This window comes from Marivirga arenosa (assembly GCF_030503875.2).
In the GTDB taxonomy this organism is placed as follows: Bacteria; Bacteroidota; Bacteroidia; order Cytophagales; family Cyclobacteriaceae; genus Marivirga; species Marivirga arenosa.
Genome location: NZ_CP129968.2, coordinates 3,797,977 through 3,818,774 on the forward strand (window position 1 = coordinate 3,797,977; position 20,798 = coordinate 3,818,774).

Genomic DNA, 20,798 nt, shown 5'->3' on the forward strand with positions numbered 1-20,798 from the left:
TTAACGAAATTTAACGGATCCAAACATTTTTTGAGCAATTGGTTCCCATTTTGACTTTAAATATGGAGGGCAAGAAAAGCTAATAGTTACTAAACCGTTTTTATGAATGGTATATAATAAATAAGTATACCGCTGTTCTGAACCACTACCTCTTTCATTTGCTGGTTTACCGTCAAATTGATATGCTGCAAATTGCTTATCATTTATTGTCACCAATTCCTTTTGAGAAAAGTCAATCTGCTTGAATAAAGGTGGAATACTAGAATCATAAAAATCCTTTAATAAGGCTACATCTCCTTCTTGCCAAAAAGTGGATGAAGCGGTAATGGTAAATTCTACCCCTGACTGCGCATCCGTCATAGCCACATCTGGAATTCTAGCGCCCAAGAATTTAGATGATAATTCTTGTTGCGTCATTTCTCTTAACTCAGTGGAAACCTCCATTGAAAGATAATCGGTAAGCTTTTGCTTTTTAAATGTCGTTTCTTGAAAAAAAAGTAAGAACGATAGTATTAAACCTATTGATTTAATCATTTAATATAATTTTGAGTGAAATAATTATGCCCTAATTGCAATCACAGGATCAAGTTTCGATGCCATTCCAGCTGGTACAATACCTGAAACTGTCCCTATAATAACGGATACTGATACTCCTAATATAACATTTGAAAAGGATAAAGAAAGGTCAAGGCTTCCTAATGATACAAAACTCAATAGGTAAACCAATAGCAATCCAAACATCCCACCTAAAACTGAAAGGAAAACAGCTTCGAATAAAAACTGAAAAAGAATAAAGAAATTTTTCGCACCCAATGATTTTTGAATGCCGATAATATTCGTTCTTTCTTTAACGGATACAAACATAATATTCGCGATTCCAAATCCTCCGACAAGTATAGAGAAACTACCTATCACCCATCCTGCTAAGGAGATAACACTGAAAATTGAGCCAATTACATCTGCAAAAGCTTCTGGTCTATTTACTGCAAAGTTTGTGTCTTCTCTTGGCCTTAATCCTCTGATTTGCCTAAGTAAACCAGTAATTTCGCCTTCTAAATTTTTCAAGCCTTCATCCTCAGGATATCCTTTCAATGCAATGATTGATTCAACCCCAAAATTCCCTTGCCCTGAATACATTTTGAAAAAGGTATTGTAGGGAACATAGCAGAAGTCATCAGCACTAGGGGCATCAATTACACTTGCCCCTTGTTTTTCCATCACTCCAATTACTCTAAACTTTAATCCTCTTAGTTTTATCTCTTTACCAACGGGATCCGTTAATGGAAATAGTGTATTGGCAACTTCTGCGCCTATAATGGATACATTTGCTCCTTTCTCTACTTCTTGAAGTCCGAAATAACGTCCTTTCTCAACTGGTATCTCAAAGACATCTTTATGCTGATAAGCAATACCTGACACTATTGCACCACTTAAGCTATTGCTTTCATGTTTTACCGTTACGCCAAATCTTTCAGCAAAAATGGTAACCGCACTAGCTTCTTTTGAATTATTTTTTAGGAACTGATATTCGCTATATTCAGCTTTTGGTCTGTTTACATATTTCCACCATGGGTAGTTATCTTCAAATATCCAAGGGAATTTTTCAATTCGAATCACATCATCTCCTAAAAAGTTTAAACTATCTCTAATATTTTTCTCTAAAGAATCTACCAAAGTAAATACTGTTATAATAGAAAAAATACCCACTGTTACACCCAAAAGTGATAAAATGGTTCTTAGCAGATTGGCTCTTAATGCACTTATCGCAAAACGAAAGCTCTCCAGAAGTAGATGAAAGTAAATCATATGTAAATATAAAAATATAAAGCTACAAGATTCCGAAAACTATTATTAACTTTGCCCTCTTAAATTTAAACCTAATAACTTAATACCGTAATATTAAGTATGAAATTATCAGAATTCAAATTCGACTTACCACTTAAATTAGTGGCACAACATCCGGCTGAAGACAGAGATCAAGCAAAACTAATGGTTTTGCACAAAGATACCGGAGAAATTGAACACAAAACTTTTAAAGACATAGTTGACTACTTTGATGAAGGTGACATTATGGTTACCAATAACACCAAAGTATTCCCAGCTCGCCTTTATGGAAACAAGGAAAAAACAGGTGCTCAGATTGAGGTTTTCTTATTAAGAGAACTTAATAAAGAAATGCACTTGTGGGATGTGTTAGTAGATCCGGCAAGAAAAATTCGTGTTGGAAACAAGCTGTATTTTGGAGATGGTGAGTTAGTAGCGGAAGTTATTGACAATACTACTTCAAGAGGAAGAACTATCAAATTCTTATATGATGGTGAAGACGAAGATTTCTACAAATTAGTAGACTCTTTAGGAGAAACTCCTCTTCCTAAATACATCAAGAGACCAGTGGAAGAAGCGGATAGAGAAAGATTCCAGACTATTTATGCTGAGGAAGTAGGGGCAGTAGCTGCACCCACTGCAGGTATGCACTTCACTCGTCAGGTATTGAAAAGAATGGAGTTAAAAGGCATCAAGACTAGCCCTATCACTTTACACATTGGTTTGGGAACTTTCCGTCCTGTTGACGTTGAGGATCTTACCAAGCACAAAATGGATTCAGAAAACTTCAAAGTTCCAGCTAAAACTGCTGAGCTAGTGAATGAATCTCTCGACAATAAAAAAAGGGTTTGTGCGATAGGAACTACAGCTATGCGTTCAATGGAATCTTCAGTTACAGCAAATAACAGACTGAAAGAAAATGAAGGCTGGACTGACCGTTTCATTTTCCCTCCTTACGAATTTAAAATTTGTAATGCATTATTAACAAATTTCCATATGCCTGAATCAACATTATTAATGATGGCATGTGCTTTCGGAGGTTATGAAAACGTAATGAATGCTTACCAAGAAGCCATTAAAAATAAATATAGATTCCTTTCTTATGGGGATGCTATGTTAATTATATAAAAATACTTACATCAAACTGCTATGCAACTATACTGCATAGCAGTTTTTATTTTAGTAGATCAGAAACATTTCTTCAAAACACGCTGTTAGCCGTTCAGATTAAGCAAACATTTTATTAGATGACAGTTTTACCCTATAAAGACAAGGAAACCAGCAAAAAGCAACAAGTGGCTGATATGTTTGATAACATTAGCCACAAGTATGATTTCCTTAATCATTTCTTAAGCCTTGGTATTGATATCCGTTGGAGAAAAAAAGCAATAAAATTATTAAAAGAAATTCAGCCTAAGCAGATATTAGATATTGCTACAGGTACGGGTGATTTTGCTATTGAATCTCTAAAATTAAATCCTGATCACGTTACTGGTGTGGATATTTCTGAAGGTATGTTAAACGTAGGTCGTGAAAAACTGAAGAAGAGAAAGCTTGATGACAGAATCACATTAACTTCAGGAGACTCTGAAAACCTTCCATTTGAAGATAATAAGTTTGATGCGATCATCGTTGCATTTGGGGTAAGAAACTTCGAGAACTTAGAAAAGGGCTTAGCTGAAATGAATAGGGTTTTAAGACCTGGAGGAAAAGTAGTGGTTTTGGAATTCTCAAAACCTAAGAGCTTCCCATTTAAACAGTTATATAATTTCTATTTTAAAAATATCTTACCTACTTTAGGCAAAACAATTTCAAAAGATAATGCGGCTTATACTTATCTACCTGAATCTGTGAAATCATTTCCTGATGGTAAAGATTTTACTGCTATTTTAGATAAGATTGGCTTTAAAAATACAGAATGCAAACCATTAACTTTAGGCATCAGCTCAATTTACACAGGAATAAAGTAATTCTTTTTATACTCTTAGGGTTTATTGGTTTTCACGCGAAGGCTCAGTATTATGAAAAAGAAAACCTCCCTAACTATGATGATGCGCTGATTCATTACGGCTTTTACCTTGGTGGGCATACTGCTAATATGAAAGTAAGGTATAATGAAGATTATCTAAGCAATCAATTTGATTCGCTTCATTCTGTAATTCCTGAAAGCTCGCCTGGTTTTACTGTAGGTTTTATTGTTAACTTACGCCTTGCACAATATTTAGATTTAAGAACACTTCCTGGTGTTGGTTTGTATCAATATACTCTGAATTATAATACATACGATCAAGCTGAAGAAGTTACTTTTCAAGGAAAGAAAGAGGCCTTCTATGCTGAATTACCTCTTTTATTGAAATATAAATCTCAAAGAAGAAAGAATTTTAGGGCTTATATGATTGGAGGCGCAAAGCCTTCTTTTGAGGTTAGTGGTAAAAGACCCTCTGAAATCAAGGAAGATGTTCTGCTAATCAACACCTTTAATTTAGCATTAGAAGTAGGGTTTGGAGTAGATATCTATTACGAACTTTTTAAATTTTCGCCAGAAATTAGGTTTTCAAGAGGATTGACAAATGCTTTGTACTCAAGACAAAATAGCTATAGCAGTCCACTAAATGAGCTCGTAACGAATAGTGTTTCTATTTACTTCCAGTTCCAGTAAGCTTCTTTTTTTTACTATTGATCTAGCCAGCTTTTAAGCGCATTCACTTTTTCACGGCTGACAATAATATCATTATCCTCACAATTTTTAAGTTTAATCTTTAATCGGCTATTGGAGTAAGTTATGATTTCATCAATAGCTTCTAAGCTTGTGATGTACTTTCTATTTAAGCGGAAAAATTGATCTGGATTCAAATCTGAGTCTAGTTGATCTAATGTGTAATCTACTATATATTTTTTACCACCTTGCGTTTGAAGAAAAGTTGCTTTTTGTTCGCTGTAGATAAAAGAAATGTCTTGAGAATTAATGCTGTATATCTTCTCACCTACTTTTACCATAAAGCGATCCTTATATTGCTTACTCTCTTTCTGCAATAAACTTTGCAGCATATTCAAATCAACAGTAGCGGGTTTATTAGTATTGTTTTTATATTTCTCAATAGCTTGCCCTAATTCCTCTGGATCGATTGGTTTTAACAGATAATCAATAGAATTAAGTTTAAATGCCTTTATTGCGAATTGATCATAAGCAGTTGTGAAAATGATTGGGCTACTGGTTTTTACCTGATTATAAATTTCAAAACTTTGCCCATCCGCCAATTCGATATCACTAATTATTAAATCTGGTGCAGGATTGGAACTTAACCATTCAACAGAATCAACAATAGTATCAAAGTGTCCATGAATACTAGCTTCAGGAATTAAATCATTAAGTAGTTTAATAATTCTGGTCGCTGCCGGTCTTTCATCCTCTATAACTAAAATATTCATTTTGAAATATTTAATAATGGTAATTTAACTGTGAAGAAATTTTCATCTTGAGAAATGATTGGAGCTTTCTTACTTAAAAGCTGGTAGCGCTTTTTAATATTTTCTAAGCCTATTCCAACTCCATCCGATTTTTCATTTTTAGGTTTCCAGTTATTTTTCACAACCAAAAATTGTCCTTCTTCTGTAATTTCAATCTTTAGCGGATTTTTAGTGGTAGCTACGGTATGTTTTACTGCATTTTCTAGTAATAATTGCAATGATAATGGAGGTAAATTTTTTCCTGCTGTTGAGGAAATTGAGATTTCGAATATCATCTTATCCTCAAATCGTATTTTCTGTAGTTCAAGGTAATTTTTAGCAAAACCTAATTCCTTTTCTAAGCTCACTAACTCCTCTTGCTGAACTTCCAATACATAGCGATAAATTTTAGACAAGCTTTGAATAAATTTATCTGACCTTTCAGCACTTTCATATACTAGGCTACTTAAGGTATTTAAAGAATTAAAAAGAAAATGAGGATTTAACTGATCTTTTAAGGACTGGTTTTGACCTGCCAGAACAGCTCTCTTTAATTGCTCTGCTTCTAGCACAGAATTACGCCATTCAAATAACCATGAACGGGTAGTAAAAATTGCATTCACTGTTACGGCAATAATCATTGGTGAAACAGCTTCGGATGCAAAATATGGCAAATTTAGTTCTTTAAAAGAAAGTTGTGGGTTTCTTACCCAAACATAAGCTGTAATGACAATAAAACTCGCAACGAATGAATATAGAGTATAAGTGGCTAAAGTTGCAAGTAGTCTGACAAGCGGCTTTTCCACCCAAGAAAATCTTTTATCAAATATTCTATCTACTAAAAAACCACCATAAGAAAGAGAGGAAGATAAAAGAAAAGAATTGATAAAACTTGGAAGTAAGTTTTTCATTTGATCCAACTTGAAAAAACATGTTGGACAAAAAATAAAAACAAGCACTACCGATATTCCTAAATTAAGCTTTATGAAATTGACCAAACTCCCGAAGGGGTATGTATAATGTTTGCTTGCCATGGTTATTCTTTAATCCAAATATACAGTATTGAAGGAAAGCATCTACTAGAAAAACTAATTTCTAGTAGATGCCATAAATTATTTACACGATTTCAGAACGGCTTGAGCTGATTCTTTACCCCATCTTGGAAGCAAAGGATTATCCGTTTCTTGCGCTTCTTCTTTTCCAAAATACTCCAAACTTTGTTTTGCAATTCCACAAGCTTTTTCCGGTCCTTCTCCAAAGAATTGTGACATCCCTAATTGCATTTGAGCCATTAATGACATTGCTCTAGGGTTCTCAGGCTCTAATTTTAAAGCTCTTCCAAAAGTTTGCATTACTAAACCTGAAAGTTGTTGTCCTCTAGTCTGTGGATCAACTGATAATTGGCCCATCATAGCGTATCCTTTTAAGGCTATTAATTCAGCATTTTCACCATTTCTATTGATACAATCTTGAATAGTTTTAACTGCAATATCAAAGTTTTTATCCTGCTCTTCAGGATATCCTCTAAGAATAAAACCCGCATTGGTATAGGCTAAAGCTGCATAATAGTCAGGTAACCACTCATCCTGATTCATTTGCGAAATTCGGCTGAAGCCATTTGCTACAGACTGAAATTCAGCTGCATTTTCAGCATTTCCCATTGCTTGCAATTGTTTTTGCATTGCATTTACATAGGCTGGGTCATTAGCCACTGTGATATTTGACAATAAAAATAAAAGTGCGATTAGTGTGAATTTAATTTTCATGATTTCTAATTTTTAAGATTGACGATTATAAATTATTTAATTGATTAGCATTTTTGTCTGTTGAAAGGGTTAAGAATACTCCTAAGAATAAAAACCTTGGTGCAGCTTGACCAACTGGAGATGAAGCAAAAATACCTTGTTCATTGGCTTGATTGGCATAATCAAATCCAAACTGATTTTCTCTTCCTAGTACATTATTGCAGGCAAAATGTATTATAAGATTTGGCTTAGGTAGATAACTCCATGATAAACTTAAGGACTGAAAACTTTTAGTTCTCTGATTTTGCTCGCCTTCAAAATTTGGATTTGTATAAGCAAAGCCATCATTTACAGAAAATGAGCCTCCAAATTGAGAGTTTAGAGAAGATACGAAATGCTTTACAACTAAAGAGGCATTATGCTTTGGAGCAAAGGATGGCTGTACTTCAGATTCATAATGAGCAAATTTCCTTTTTGAATCTACAAAACTGTAGGAAATCCAAAAGTCCGTATTTTTTATACTCTTTCTGTCTCTATAGAATACATCAAAGCCTGATGCTTTTCCAAAACCATTTAGGCTGATGTTTGATAGGTTCATGTCTGCTCCATCAAACGTCAAAAGATTATCATAATCCTTGTGGAAAGCCTCAGCTCTAAAAGTTCTGCTATTTTTATGGATAAAATAGTTTAATATATAATGAGTAGCCTCAGTATTTCCTATGCTATTATTTACAACTCTGTATTTAGATTCAGCTAACTGACTGAATTTCCCATAAGCCAATGATATTTGACCTTCATGTTGAAATTTATAACTCAATGAAGCTCTTGGATCTATCCATTGCTCATTTATGAGATTGCTGTAGCCTGCTCTTAAACCTCCTCTTAATATTAAATCATTACTGATATAATAATCAGATTCTACAAATGCATTTGCTTGCGGGTCTTCAAAACCTCTACTTTGATTCTCATCTAATAAGGCCTCATCATATTTATTCCAAAAAGTCTCAACACCTATTTTAGTTGAAAATGCATCAGAGAAATCACGAATAGCTACGCCTTTAGCATGAAATAATTGTGTTTTTTGTTCTACTTTCAATCCGCCTAAATCAAATTGATCAGTATTCAGTGTGTAGCTTAAGCCCCCTGTAAAACTCCACTCCTCATTCTTAATTTGCTTGAATGATAGCTGCCCTACATTATAGTTATTATTAATTTTTATTAAATCACCTCTACCAAGCTCACCTGGCTCAGCTTGCCAAATCTCCATCCCACTTGATTCTGTTTGAAAAAATGCTTTAAGCATTCCGCTATTCCCCCATTGTTGCCTCCCTAATATTGAAGCATCCCAACTATGAGGAGCTCTTTCCCAATCAAAGTTCTGATTGATAAGGTTCTGATATGGCCCTAAATCAAAAAAGTTTGCATTAGCACTAATACTGTTTCTTTTGCCTACCAATGTTTGGGAAAGACCACCGCCTAAAGACATCAGACTGATATCTGCCTGACTTCTCACTGGCATATCAATACTGTTTAAAACTAAAGCAGAGGATAACGCTTGCCCGTATTCAGCTGAATATCCTCCAGTTGAGAAGAATGAACCCTTAAACATATTAGGACTAAAGCGAGTCCGACTAGGTACATTGTTAGCAGTGGTACCAAAAGCATTATTTACTTTCAAGCCGTCTATAAAAATGGCGGTTTCAGACGCATCACCACCTCTAACAAACAACCTTCCATCATTACCCACATTGCTGGTTCCTGGTAAAGTTTGGAAAGCTCCTACGATATCGCCAATTGCTGATGGCGTAGTAACAATATCAATTGGTTTTAAAACGACTGCCTTTTTTACATCAGAAGCTTCCATTCCTCCTGCAGTAATGGTTACAGCTTTCATTTGGTCGATAGCTTCTTTTAATGATGTATTAATTACTATTTCATTTCCTTCAAGTGTGATAGTATGTAATTCTTTTTTAAAGCCTACTGACTGAAATGCTAATTGGTGGGAGCCGGTCAATTCGGTTTCAAATTGAAATTCTCCATTTTTAGAAGATGATGTTCCTTCATAAGTTCCCTCAATAAAAATATTAACCCCAGGTAGGGCTTCATTATTTTTATCGGTTACTTTTCCTTTTAAGATGGTTTGTCCTAACAGACAAAAAGGAAATAATATTATGATAGTTAGTGTGGTTAAAGTTTTCATACCGTTGATGTTTTATTCAAAATTGCGGTATGAAATGCGGTAATTAAATTAATAATTACCGAAGCTACAGATTATAAGGATGAACTGTAGAATCTTAGAACTGAATTTTTTATCAATCTAGGGAAATGGGAACCATACTGAAAGTATCCTCCTTATCAGATGGGTTTATTTTTAAAATATTAGACACAACAAGATTCACCAAAACCCTTGAAGCTTTATATCGATTGAGTTTAGAGATTTCCTGGAATTTAGAAACCGTGATAAAGTCATTCTGTCCTAAATACTCTAACAATAGCCTTTCTTTTTCTTGTATTTGGAGCACTCTTCCATTCTTTCTCTGAGAAAACTTGATGACATTTCTCACTTCCTTACTGGCTTGAATACTTTTATCAGCTAGCCTTACATAGGCCTTGCCCCAATCTGCCTTTTCATCCGGCAAAGCATAATGCGGCTTCTTTTTACTTTCTGGAACAGAATAATGCACTACTGACCTTTCCTCATTTTCATCTAATGGAATTATATAGTATTCATATTTCAAACGAGGTTTACACAATGTTGCCAATGCTTTATTGAGAACATAAATTTCTTCATCAGCATATTTTACACCCGGAATATTTCCATTATCATCTACACCGATTAATATATCACCACCATTAGTATTGGCAAAGGCCACAAACTCACGCACAATTTTCTCAGGATGCGAAGCTTTCCTTTTAAATTCAAGGGTATCCCCCTCTCCTTTTCTAACTAAACGGTATAAATCTTTGAGTTCCATGTTTAAAGTATGGTACCTGTAAACTGTAAAAGTAGACTTAAAAGAATGCTTGATTAATTAGGATGCAAATATGCTTTCATCCTTTTTGAAAGATTTAAACTCCAAGGCATTTCCACTTGGATCTAAAAAGAACATGGTCGCTTGTTCTCCTGCTTCGCCTTTAAATCTTATATAGGGTTTAATTATAAACTCGGTATTCTGAGCTTTCAATCTATCTGCTAGCTCGTGCCACTGCTCCCATTCCAAAATAACACCAAAATGTTTGATGGGTACTGACTTTCCATCAACTGGGTTTGCAGCTGGTTCTTGAATGGCTTCATCCGTAAGATGAGCGGTAATCTGGTGGCCATACAAATCAAAATCAATCCATCTTTCAGAAGTGCGACCAATTTTACAATTCAACTTTTCTTCAAAAAACTGGCGAGTGGCCTGTAAATCAGTTACAGGAAATGCAACATGGAAAGGTCTAATATTTTTCATTGGTCTAGAATATTAAGGAAGTGAATAATCAAAAATGGTAATTAAAAAAGCAGTCATAGATTAAATGATAATCAAATGACTGCTTAAATGTTATAAGAAATATCTTAAACGCCTTCTGCTTCTACTTCTTTCACATCATTTGGAAGCATTCTTTTCAATAGATTTTCTATCCCAGCTTTCAATGTAATAGTTGAAGATGGACATCCGCTACAAGATCCTTGCAATAAGACTTTCACCTTTTGATTATCCTTATCATAAGAATGGAAAGATATAGCACCACCATCTTGTTCTACTGCTGGCTTGATATATTCTTCAAGAATATTTTTGATTTGCTCTTCAAGCTCAGCATTTTCGCTATTATTAGGTTGCTCGAATAAGTCTTTAGGCTGTAATTCAATTACGCGCTTTCCCGATTCTAAGAATTCTTTGATTACCTCTTTTACCTCATTTTGAATTTCCACCCATTCGTATTCCGGTTTTTTTGTAACCGTTACGAAATTACTCATGTAAAAAACTCTGTCTACATACTCTTTCTCAAACAAAATCTTTGCTAAGGGAGCTTGAGCCGTATCTTCTATAGAAGGATAATCAAATGAATCACCTTCAGGAACTAACATTTGGTTGGTAGCAAATTTTAATGAATTAGGATTCGGATTTGCTTCCATATAAATGGTAACAGGTTGTTGTGTCTGCGTACTCATCTTATTTTTTTAAGTCTTTTTTAATTTATTTATTTGCTGGAACGTCTTTTGGCACTTTTAGTTCACCTTCAGACTTCGCAATTAATGTAGAAACAGTAGCATCGCCAGTAACGTTCACTACGGTTCTAAACATATCTAAAATTCTATCTACTGGGAAGATGATCGCTACCCATGCTGGATTCAATCCAACAGAGTTTAATACGATAATCATCATTACTAAACCAGCACTAGGAACAGCAGCTGAACCAATGGATGCTAAAGTTGCCGTTAACACAATGGTTAATTGCTGTCCTAACGTTAGATCAACCATATGCAGCTGAGCTAAGAATACAACTGCGATGGCTTGATACATACTAGTACCATCCATATTCACTGTAGCTCCTATAGGAAGCACAAAACTACTTATCTTCTTTGAGGCTCCCATATTCTCTTCTACACACTCCATAGTAACTGGCAGTGTTGCAGCACTACTGGAAGTAGAAAATGCCAAGAATTGAGCTGGACTTATTCTTTTTAAGAATTCTCTATAGCTAAGTTTTTTGATAAACGCATGTACAATCAATGGATACAGCACAAATATCATAAACAGTAAACCCACTAATAAGGTAATTGAATAACTTCCTAGGCCTTTAAAGATCTGTAAAACCTGAGCTGGTGTATCCGCCATTTTGGCGATCACTCCGGCTAACAAAGCGAATACGAAAAACGGAGCCGCTTTCATGATGATATCCACCATCTTAAGGATAACCTCATTCGCACCGTTTACAAAATCGATTACCCCACTTACTTTTCTATTAGGAAGCATTGCTAAGCATATTCCAAAAAATATTGCAAAGAAAATAACCTGCAACATGTTAGCATTACTGCTGAAAGCCCCAAATACATTTTCTGGAACCATATCCACAAAGAATTTCAATGGTCCTTGATTTTTAGTTTGATCTGCAGATTTAGAAAGCTGATTTACCCTTTCATTAGAACTTTCTGTATTTTTCAATGAATCTAAAGTCCCTTCTTTCATAGCAGAATTAACCAAATCTTGATATTGTTGCTCTTTTAAGAAAGATCTTCCGTCCTTTGGCTGTGGTACATCAGGATTTTCACTAACCCATAGTTCATATTTAATTCTGTTTTTAACCCTTTGTTCTTCATTTACAAATTTGCCGGGCTTCACTACATTCACAAGTGTTAATCCAATGCCAACAGCAATTACTGTTGACATTAAATAGAAAACGATTGTTTTCAGACCTAACTTTCCTAATCTATTAATATCAGTTAAGCTTGATACGCCACTTATAATAGAAAGCAATACCAATGGAACTGCAATTGCCTTTAATATTCTAATAAAAATTGTACCGAATGGATCTATCCAATCAATTGTAAATTGGTTCCATCCTAAATAACTAGAAATAAATGCCCAAATAATCCCTAAAATCAGACCAATTATGATTCTGATATGTAATGGTAATTTCTTCATTAAATTTTATTCGTTTTAGCCCTTAACATGAAATCAGCAATCGTTAAAGCAGCCATGGCTTCCACTATAGGCACTGCCCTGGGCACTACACATGGATCATGTCTTCCTTTTCCTTTTACTGTCACTTTGTTTCCATCTTTATCTATACTCTCCTGATCATTCATTATAGTAGCAATGGGTTTAAATGCTACATTAAAATAAATGTCCTGACCATTCGAAATTCCTCCTTGAATACCTCCGGAATGATTAGTTGAAGTGGTTACTTTCCCATCCTCAGATTGAAATGCATCATTATGTTGAGATCCATACATTTTCACTCCTTCAAAACCACTACCGTATTCAAATCCTTTTACAGCATTAATACTTAACATTGCCTGCCCTAGCACTGCATGTAGCTTATCGAAAACTGGTTCTCCTAATCCAATTGGCACTTCGTTTATCACACAACTCACAATCCCACCTATGGTATCACGATTTTTGCGTGTTTCATCAATATGCTGTATCATTTTTTCAGCCATCTCAGGATCAGGACAACGAACTATATTCTCTTCTGCTAGTTTTAAATCCATTTCTAAATAGTGCTTCTCAAGTTTTAAACTTCCTACCTGAGACACATAAGCTGAAATATCAATGCCATATTTCTTTAAATACATTTTTGCAATAGCTCCTGCTGCAACCCTAGCGGCTGTTTCTCTGGCAGAACTTCTTCCACCCCCTCTATAATCTCGAACACCATATTTTTCCTGGTAAGTAAAATCAGCATGAGATGGTCTGTAACTATCCTTTATATGAGAGTAATCCTTACTTTTTTGATTAGTATTTCTTATGCTCAGTGCAATAGGTGTACCTGTAGTCAGTCCTTCAAAAACACCTGACAAAATCTCAACTTCATCTTCCTCTTTCCTTTGTGTTGTGATTTTTGATTGGCCAGGTTTTCTTCTCTGCATTTCGGTTTTTAATAAATTCTCATCAATCTCAACTCCTGCTGGACAGCCGTCTATAATAACGCCTATTCCAACGCCATGAGACTCACCATAGGTAGTGATATTGAAGATTTTCCCGAAACTATTGCTCATTTATTTAAAAATTGAAGCGCAATTTAGGATTTTTTCAGCAAGAAGAACAATGAAACTGAAAAAGCGACTATAAGAAATATATTAAATACCCATTTCCACACATCAGTGGCTTTTAACGACTGTAAATCGTTTGAAACCTCACCTATCCTATCATAAAACAATCCATCAGATGAAGCTTGTTCTATATTTACATTGGCCATGCTTTCTCCTTTAATGTTCAAATTATATCTAGACTTTAAAGTATCATATTTATCTGTAGCCGTATTAAAGAATATAAATTGAAAATAATCAGACAGATCGTATTCACCTGGCTCTTTAGGAATGACATAATAGTTAAATGCTTTAGAACCTGTTACTGACACTCCTCCACGGGTTATATTTTCCGTTATATTAGGTGAATAAACTTCCAGCTCTTCTTCTTTACTAATTTGAGGCTCAGCAATACCTGAAATATTACCAATTCCTCTAACTCTAAATTCATATTGAAAGCTTTCTCCCGTATTTAATTCAGTAGAACTGATTTTTTCAGATAGTTTATAATTTCCAACCGAAACTTGATCCTTCAAAGGATGATCTGGAAGAGGCTTCACTTTTACTTTTTTAGGCTTAGAATAAAAGGTCTTGAAACTTTCTTTTCTATTTTGTCCAAAAAAACTTCTATTCTTAGCTACTTTATATTTTATCATTTCCAGTCCTACACTCGGAAATTCGATATCCTGTGCACCTAATGGAAAAAAGGTAGCTTGAAATATTTTATAGACACTATATCTTTTTCCTCCTATGTTTACAGGCTCAGCCGAGATATTCTCAATATTAAAATTCTCTTCCCACACATTATTAGGTCTGATTTTATTTAAAATATCTGTTAACTGATTGGTAAGATCATGAAATTGAAGAGGTGCTCTATTTTCAGTAGAGACATAAAATGCTAAAGTTGTATTTACTCCTTCCCCTACATAAACTTCATTTTTATCAGTAGTCAACGCAAAAAAAGCATCCTCTTTTAAATCCACGAATTCTTCAGGTTCATCCCTTCTCCCAAAAAAGTCTTCAAAGGGATCGCTTCCAAAGGGATCGTATCTACGATTTCTATTTTGTTGTTTTGCTGGCCCTACTTTCACACTTTTTCCTGGGGAGCTTATAAGCTTCCCATTCACATTAATATTAAATGGTCTGATATTGATGATTCCTTGTTTTTCAGGAATATAAGTTTGCGTAATACTTTGGCTTCTAGTAACCTGACCATTAAAAATATTGGTCGATGAACTGCTGGAGGTTCCTCTTTTCACCAACCCCTCTATATCGGGAAACTTATCATACGATTTCAAAGTCTCTCCCTCCACTTTAATAGTAATAGTAAAAGCCTCATTTAGCGCTATTTCATCAGGACCTAATTCAATAGAAATATCCTGAGATTGAGCTATTGCAGCTGATAAAAATGTGATAAAAAATAATAGTAAAATTTTAAATAACCTTGTCATCATCTTCCTCGTATTTCTTGTCAAATACTTTACACAATCGAACGTTAAAATTAGTGTTTAATTTTCGATTTTTATAAAATTTTAGTATTTTCAGATACTTTAAAAAAGTAAGTTCTTTTAATTAAGTTTTTCTACAACTCAAACCATAATAGCTATGTTAGATTACGTTAAATCAATTCTTTCAAAAGTAAGTTTCGATAGAAGATTATTTGAAAAAGAATTAACCAAAGCTATTGCTCTGTTAGTTGAACATGAGCTAAACATTTTAAAAGATTGGTGTTATCGTAATTTTAGTTCGATGTACCATGATATTTTAAACAAACATTTTCAAACTGCTTAATATATAGATGGCCTCCACTTAAGGAGGCTTTTTTATTTCCCTTCATAAAATTACTCAATCTATTCGCAATTGAGTTGCATTTAATTTAATTTTGCTTCAAATCATTCAAAGATGACAAACAGAACAAAAAACTCAATCTATTCACTGATACTAATTGCACTTGTTGCTGCTGTATGGTTTTTCAGAAATAATGACAAGGATGAGGAAAGCCAAGAGGCATATATTTTTATAGCAGGTGATGCTCAAGGAACTACCTATAACATCAACTATTTAGATCCTAAAAAAAGAAATTTAAAAAATGATATTGATTCAATTCTTCATCAGTTTGACTTGAGCTTATCCACTTATGTGAGCAATTCCGAAATTGCTGAATTCAATGAAAATGACAGCTTAACTTATAAAAGTGAATTCTTTTATCCCGTTTTAAAGAAATCTGAAGAAATATATAAAGCCTCAGAAGGTGCTTTCGATCCTACTGTATATCCCTTAATCGAAGCCTGGGGATTCGGACCTAAAACAGTTGATTTTCCAGATAGCAGTAAAATTGAAGATATAAAACAATATGTTGGCTTCGACCTTATTGAATTTGACGAAAAACAAGTGATTAAAACAAAGGATAAAGTTTCTCTTGATTTCAACGCTATTGCACAAGGCTACTCTATAGATGTTGTATATGATTATCTCAAATCAAAAGGTATTGAAAATATGATGATTGAGCTAGGAGGAGAATTAAGAGTTGCTGGAAAAAATGAAAAAGGAGATTTATGGGCAATTGGTATTGATGATCCAAAACAAGAGCAAAATCAAAGCTCAAAAAGAGTAGCGATTATTAAACTTGAAAATGAAGCCATATCTACTTCGGGAAATTACAGAAAGTTTTTTGTTCATGAAGGTAAAAAATATGGCCATAGCATTAATCCTAAAACAGGATACCCGATTCAAAGGGATATAATAAGTGCTACTGTAGTTGCGCCAAGCTGTATGGAAGCTGATGCTTGGTCAACCGCATTTATGGTTACCGGTTTAGAAAAGGCCAAAACAATTTTAAAAAAGCAAAAACACTTAAAAGCATTCTTTATCTATGAAGATGAAAATGGCGACTTAAAGCAATTCAGTACAGAAAATTTAAGCCAAAACCTGATCACTGAATAATGTTTCCCCAAAAAAAAGAGTGGTTTTACAATTGGTTCAATTCGCCATTTTACCATAAACTTTATGTGGAAAGAGATGAAAATGAGGCCAAGGAATTCGTTCAAAATCTCTTTTATCATTTAAATATAAAAGAAGGAAGTAAAATATTAGATGTTGCTTGTGGAAGGGGCAGACATGCTATTTTCATGAACAAGTTAGGGTGTGAAGTTGAGGGTATTGATTATTCTGATAACAATATAAATGAAGCAAAAAAGCTTGAAAATGATAAATTGCATTTCCATCTCCACGATATGAGAAAAGTCTTTAAAGAGGAATCTTTTGATTATGCCTTTAACTTTTTCACCAGCTTCGGATATTTTGAAAATGATTCAGAAAATCAGGATACCATTAATGCTATTACAAAAGCACTGAAACAAGAAGGTATTTTAGTGTTAGACTTTCTAAATCCATATAAAGTAATTAAAGAACTTGAATCTGAAGAGGTTAAAATAATTGATGGCACTGCATTCAAAATTCAAAAGCATTTAGAGGGTGAAAATTTAATTAAGAAAATCGAATTCGATTTTGAAGAAAAAAAATACTGTTTTGAAGAAAAGCTAACTTTTTTAAGAAGGATTAAATTTTTAGAATATTTCAGGAATGCGAATTTAATGCCCTTGGAAACTTTAGGTGATTATGCGCTATCACCATATGATCAAGATTCCTCAGACAGGATGATATTTATTTGTAAAAAACTATGATTGTAAATTCTATAATACTTTTTGTGCTCACTTTTGCAGCTGGCTACTTGGTGTTTTTTATACCTAAAATTAAAACTCAGTTTTTCAAACTATCCTTAGTTTTTGCAGGTGCATATTTATTCTCAGTAACTGTTATTCATATTTTACCTGAAATATTTACTGAAGGTAAAGACATTCCTTTTATTAGCTTATTTGTATTGGCTGGCTTTTTTATCCAAGTGATTTTAGAATATTTCTCTGAAGGAGTAGAGCATGGCCATTTACATAATATGGAAGAGCATCATAATCATGGTAGAAATAAATGGCTTGGCTTATTAATCGCACTTTTTATACATGCATTTCTGGAGGGAACTCTATTAGCTCATCCTGACACTATACACTCAAATGAAAGTTCGTATTCTATATTTTTAGGAATTTTAATGCATAAAATGCCAGCAGCTTTTGCCTTAATGTCAGTTCTTATATGCCATCTAAAAGTAAAATGGAAAACGGTTATTATTTTGATTATATTCAGTCTAGCTAGCCCTGCTGGATTAGGCTTAAGCCACCTACTTCACGATAGTCAGATTTTTTCTGATAAGGTGTTTATAATTTTATTCGCTTTAGTATCTGGTAATTTCCTACACATCTCAACTACTATCTTTTTTGAAAGCAGTCCAGACCATAGTTTTAACTTTAAAAAGCTATTTATTTCTCTTCTAGGGGCAATGGTTGCCGTATTAGCTGAGATTTCATTTTAGAAACAGAAACTTGCTTAACAGCCGTATAAAGAAGATAATAACAAGGTAAAAGCAAAATATGGCTGATTACATTCTGATCAATCCATTTATTGTAATTGATGCCAAAACTATGGATTAAGGCAGGGCCAGCAAATAGAATAATAGCAAGTGGTACATTTAAATACGCTCTATTCCTCTCTTGAAAATATTTATAAATATGGATGATTGAAACCACCCCTAATAACCCAATACTGGTATTCATTTTGACTACATCAAAATGTTGAATAAAAAATATTTGAGAAATGAATATTCCAAAAAAAGCAAAAATCACAGCTCTTAAGAAAATTTTAAACTTGGAGTCTGCTAGCAATTTAAGACTAGCTAATTCAAATAATAAAATGGAAACTCCTTGAACTGTCCATGCAATTAAGTGAGGAGTTTTCCCCAAATAAAGATCAAAAAGGTGAGAACTACCTCCTAAAAAGGAAGAACAAGCCAGAAATAGGAAAAAGAAAGAAGCAAGTTTAGCATACTTCGCTTTATGCTCATGAAAAAGTTTATGACCATAGAAAGCACAAAAGCTAGCCATCAAAATATCACTGACAAATGTTAAAGGATCTGCTAATTCTAATCCTAAAAACTCAATATAGGTGTGTTCAATCAATTTAAAGAGGTATTCGGTAATAATAAATCAATAATTAGCCAGCCAACGGACTGGCTAATTATTGCAGTTAAATTTAAACTGATGAACAATATATTAATTATTATTTTATACTCAAATGCAATTCCTTTAATTGTTCCGCTGATATAGTAGCAGGGGAATCAATCATAACATCTCTTCCCGCATTATTCTTAGGGAAAGCAATATAATCGCGAATTGAATCAGAACCACCAAACATAGCGCATAGTCTATCAAATCCGAATGCAATACCTCCATGTGGTGGAGCTCCATATTCAAATGCTTCCATCAAGAACCCAAATTGTTTTTGGGCTTCTTCTTCTGTAAAACCTAATGCTTTAAACATCTTCTGTTGAAGTGCTTTATCATGAATTCTAATACTGCCTCCACCAATTTCAACTCCATTGATGACCATATCATATGCATTCGCTCTTACCTTTCCTGGATCAGTCTCAATCAATTCCATATCTTCTGGTTTTGGACTGGTAAATGGATGGTGCATAGCATGGAACCTCTCTGTTTCTTCATCCCATTCCAAAAGCGGAAAATCAAGAACCCAAAGTGGCTTAAATACATTTTTATCTCTTAAGCCTAGATCGCTTCCCATTTTCAGTCTAAGCTCATTCATAGCTTTTCTTGTATGGGCAGTTTCTCCACTTAATACTAAAAGTAAATCACCTGCTTTGGCATTTGCTGCCTCAGCCCATTCTTTAAGGTCTTCCTGGCTGTAAAACTTATCAACTGAAGATTTAAAAGATCCATCTTCATTACATTTAACATATACTAAGCCTTTCGCTCCAATTTGAGGACGCTTCACATAGTCTGTTAAAGCATCTAGTTGTTTACGTGTATAATCTGCTGCACCTTCAACATTAATCGTAACTACTAATTCTGCTTGATCAAAAACATTAAAGCCTTTTCCTTGAGCGAATTCATTTAATTCTACAAATGGCATCCCAAAACGAATATCAGGCTTATCAGAACCATAAAGTTTCATTGCCTTTGCGTAGTCCATTCTTTCAAAGTCTCCTATTTCAACACCTTTCACTTCTTTGAATAGATATTTTACCATCTCTTCAAAAGTGTTTAAGATATCTTCTTGCTCCACGAAAGACATTTCACAGTCTATTTGGGTAAACTCAGGTTGACGATCAGCTCTTAAATCTTCATCACGGAAACATTTCACGATCTGGAAATATTTATCAAAACCAGAAACCATTAACAACTGCTTAAAAGTTTGAGGTGATTGTGGCAATGCGTAAAACTCTCCTTCATGCACTCTAGAAGGCACTACAAAATCTCTTGCGCCTTCTGGAGTTGATTTGATTAATACAGGTGTTTCTACTTCCAAGAAGCCAGCACCATCCATAAATCTTCTGGTGGCCTGCATTAACTGGTGTCGCAACTTCAGTTTTTCTCTGACAGTTGGTCTTCTTAAATCTAAATAACGATACTGCATTCTTAATTCCTCACCACCGTCAGTATCATCTTCAATGGTGAATGGAGGTGTTTTTGCAGCATTTAAAATCTTTAATTCCTCTACAAAAATTTCAATATCACCAGTTGGCATTTTATCATTTTTGGAGAATCTTTCTAGTACTTTTCCCTTTGCTTGTAAAACGAATTCACGTCCTACTTTACGAGCTACTTTAAGGATTTCCTCATCCGTTTTCCCTTCCTCACAAAGAAGTTGAGTAATTCCATAACGGTCACGTAAGTCAATCCATAATAATCCACCTTTATTTCTGACACGTTGAACCCAACCGCTTAATACAACTTGTTGATCTTTATTTTCAATTCTTAACTCTCCGCAATGATGTGTTCTATGCATGATAAAATGTCTGCTTAATTAAAATTCAGGGCAAAGGTAAGCAATTAGGCTAATTGTTGAAGAGGATTTTAGAAGTGAATTTACATTTAGTTTCTCCTAAAAATAAAAAAGCGGTTATTATTAATGCATAAAAC

At 34.1% G+C, this 20,798-nt stretch carries 21 protein-coding genes; 7 read left to right on the top strand and 14 right to left on the bottom strand.

The genetic code is table 11. The features are described from left to right. A complete protein-coding gene (locus QYS47_RS16295) occupies positions 1–534 on the bottom strand; it encodes a hypothetical protein (RefSeq protein WP_302102222.1) in 534 nt (177 codons plus the stop codon). Between the two features lie 24 nt (positions 535–558). Then, complete coding sequence (locus QYS47_RS16300) at positions 559–1,806, bottom strand: ABC transporter permease (protein WP_308355691.1); 1,248 nt, start codon at positions 1,804–1,806, stop codon at positions 559–561. 99 nt (positions 1,807–1,905) lie between these two features. Here QYS47_RS16300 and queA point away from each other — a divergent pair, with 99 nt between their 5' ends. From queA to porT, 3 genes are all read left to right on the top strand, one after another. Continuing rightward, on the top strand, positions 1,906–2,952 hold the full coding sequence (gene queA / locus QYS47_RS16305; protein WP_308355690.1) for a tRNA preQ1(34) S-adenosylmethionine ribosyltransferase-isomerase QueA: 1,047 nt from the start codon (positions 1,906–1,908) through the stop codon (positions 2,950–2,952). Between the two features lie 119 nt (positions 2,953–3,071). Next, a complete protein-coding gene (ubiE, locus tag QYS47_RS16310; protein ID WP_322347147.1) occupies positions 3,072–3,794 on the top strand; it encodes a bifunctional demethylmenaquinone methyltransferase/2-methoxy-6-polyprenyl-1,4-benzoquinol methylase UbiE in 723 nt (240 codons plus the stop codon). Beyond that, positions 3,743–4,483, top strand: a complete 741-nt coding sequence (gene porT, locus QYS47_RS16315) for a type IX secretion/gliding motility protein PorT/SprT (RefSeq protein WP_322347148.1) — start codon at positions 3,743–3,745, stop codon at positions 4,481–4,483. Before ubiE ends, porT begins: the two co-directional genes overlap by 52 nt. Positions 4,484–4,497: 14 nt before the next feature. Here porT and QYS47_RS16320 read toward each other — a convergent pair whose 3' ends face one another. From QYS47_RS16320 to QYS47_RS16365, 10 genes are all read right to left on the bottom strand, one after another. Then, a complete protein-coding gene (locus tag QYS47_RS16320; protein WP_322347149.1) occupies positions 4,498–5,253 on the bottom strand; it encodes a LytR/AlgR family response regulator transcription factor in 756 nt (251 codons plus the stop codon). Continuing rightward, complete coding sequence (locus tag QYS47_RS16325) at positions 5,250–6,182, bottom strand: sensor histidine kinase (protein ID WP_322347150.1); 933 nt, start codon at positions 6,180–6,182, stop codon at positions 5,250–5,252. Before QYS47_RS16325 ends, QYS47_RS16320 begins: the two co-directional genes overlap by 4 nt. Positions 6,183–6,383: 201 nt before the next feature. After that, a complete protein-coding gene (locus QYS47_RS16330) occupies positions 6,384–7,037 on the bottom strand; it encodes a hypothetical protein (RefSeq protein WP_322347151.1) in 654 nt (217 codons plus the stop codon). A gap of 25 nt (positions 7,038–7,062) precedes the next feature. After that, the gene (locus QYS47_RS16335; protein WP_322347152.1) at positions 7,063–9,216 is read right to left on the bottom strand and encodes a TonB-dependent receptor; all 2,154 of its coding nucleotides are present in this window, start codon (positions 9,214–9,216) and stop codon (positions 7,063–7,065) included. 112 nt (positions 9,217–9,328) lie between these two features. Continuing rightward, positions 9,329–9,991 carry an AlbA family DNA-binding domain-containing protein gene (locus QYS47_RS16340; RefSeq protein WP_322347153.1) on the bottom strand — a complete coding sequence of 221 codons (663 nt, stop codon included), beginning with the start codon at positions 9,989–9,991 and terminating at the stop codon, positions 9,329–9,331. 57 nt (positions 9,992–10,048) lie between these two features. After that, entirely contained in the window at positions 10,049–10,471 is a 423-nt protein-coding gene (locus QYS47_RS16345; RefSeq protein ID WP_302122758.1) for a VOC family protein, read from the bottom strand. Between the two features lie 104 nt (positions 10,472–10,575). Then, the gene (locus QYS47_RS16350) at positions 10,576–11,172 is read right to left on the bottom strand and encodes a NifU family protein (protein WP_302122756.1); all 597 of its coding nucleotides are present in this window, start codon (positions 11,170–11,172) and stop codon (positions 10,576–10,578) included. Between the two features lie 25 nt (positions 11,173–11,197). Then, complete coding sequence (locus QYS47_RS16355; RefSeq protein ID WP_322347154.1) at positions 11,198–12,646, bottom strand: dicarboxylate/amino acid:cation symporter; 1,449 nt, start codon at positions 12,644–12,646, stop codon at positions 11,198–11,200. Then, the gene (aroC, locus tag QYS47_RS16360; RefSeq protein WP_308355678.1) at positions 12,646–13,722 is read right to left on the bottom strand and encodes a chorismate synthase; all 1,077 of its coding nucleotides are present in this window, start codon (positions 13,720–13,722) and stop codon (positions 12,646–12,648) included. Before aroC ends, QYS47_RS16355 begins: the two co-directional genes overlap by 1 nt. A 23-nt stretch (positions 13,723–13,745) precedes the next feature. Beyond that, on the bottom strand, positions 13,746–15,206 hold the full coding sequence (locus QYS47_RS16365; RefSeq protein ID WP_322347155.1) for a BatD family protein: 1,461 nt from the start codon (positions 15,204–15,206) through the stop codon (positions 13,746–13,748). Between the two features lie 151 nt (positions 15,207–15,357). Between QYS47_RS16365 and QYS47_RS16370 the strand changes: the two genes are divergently transcribed. From QYS47_RS16370 to QYS47_RS16385, 4 genes are all read left to right on the top strand, one after another. Beyond that, positions 15,358–15,543, top strand: coding sequence for a hypothetical protein (locus tag QYS47_RS16370; protein WP_302122749.1), 186 nt, complete (start codon positions 15,358–15,360; stop codon positions 15,541–15,543). Positions 15,544–15,654: 111 nt separating this feature from the next. Further along, positions 15,655–16,695: an FAD:protein FMN transferase gene (locus tag QYS47_RS16375; protein WP_302122747.1), complete on the top strand. Its 1,041-nt coding sequence runs from the start codon at positions 15,655–15,657 to the stop codon at positions 16,693–16,695. Then, positions 16,695–17,435 carry a class I SAM-dependent methyltransferase gene (locus QYS47_RS16380; protein WP_322347156.1) on the top strand — a complete coding sequence of 247 codons (741 nt, stop codon included), beginning with the start codon at positions 16,695–16,697 and terminating at the stop codon, positions 17,433–17,435. The genes QYS47_RS16375 and QYS47_RS16380 overlap by 1 nt, the downstream gene beginning before the upstream one ends. Continuing rightward, entirely contained in the window at positions 17,432–18,175 is a 744-nt protein-coding gene (locus tag QYS47_RS16385; RefSeq protein WP_322347157.1) for a ZIP family metal transporter, read from the top strand. The genes QYS47_RS16380 and QYS47_RS16385 overlap by 4 nt, the downstream gene beginning before the upstream one ends. Here the strand turns inward: QYS47_RS16385 and QYS47_RS16390 are convergent. Continuing rightward, a complete protein-coding gene (locus QYS47_RS16390; RefSeq protein ID WP_302122743.1) occupies positions 18,123–18,818 on the bottom strand; it encodes a DUF6962 family protein in 696 nt (231 codons plus the stop codon). The two genes, QYS47_RS16385 and QYS47_RS16390, sit on opposite strands and share 53 nt — an antisense overlap. A 100-nt stretch (positions 18,819–18,918) precedes the next feature. Beyond that, positions 18,919–20,664 carry an aspartate--tRNA ligase gene (aspS, locus tag QYS47_RS16395; protein ID WP_322347158.1) on the bottom strand — a complete coding sequence of 582 codons (1,746 nt, stop codon included), beginning with the start codon at positions 20,662–20,664 and terminating at the stop codon, positions 18,919–18,921. Positions 20,665–20,798 lie beyond the last annotated feature (134 nt).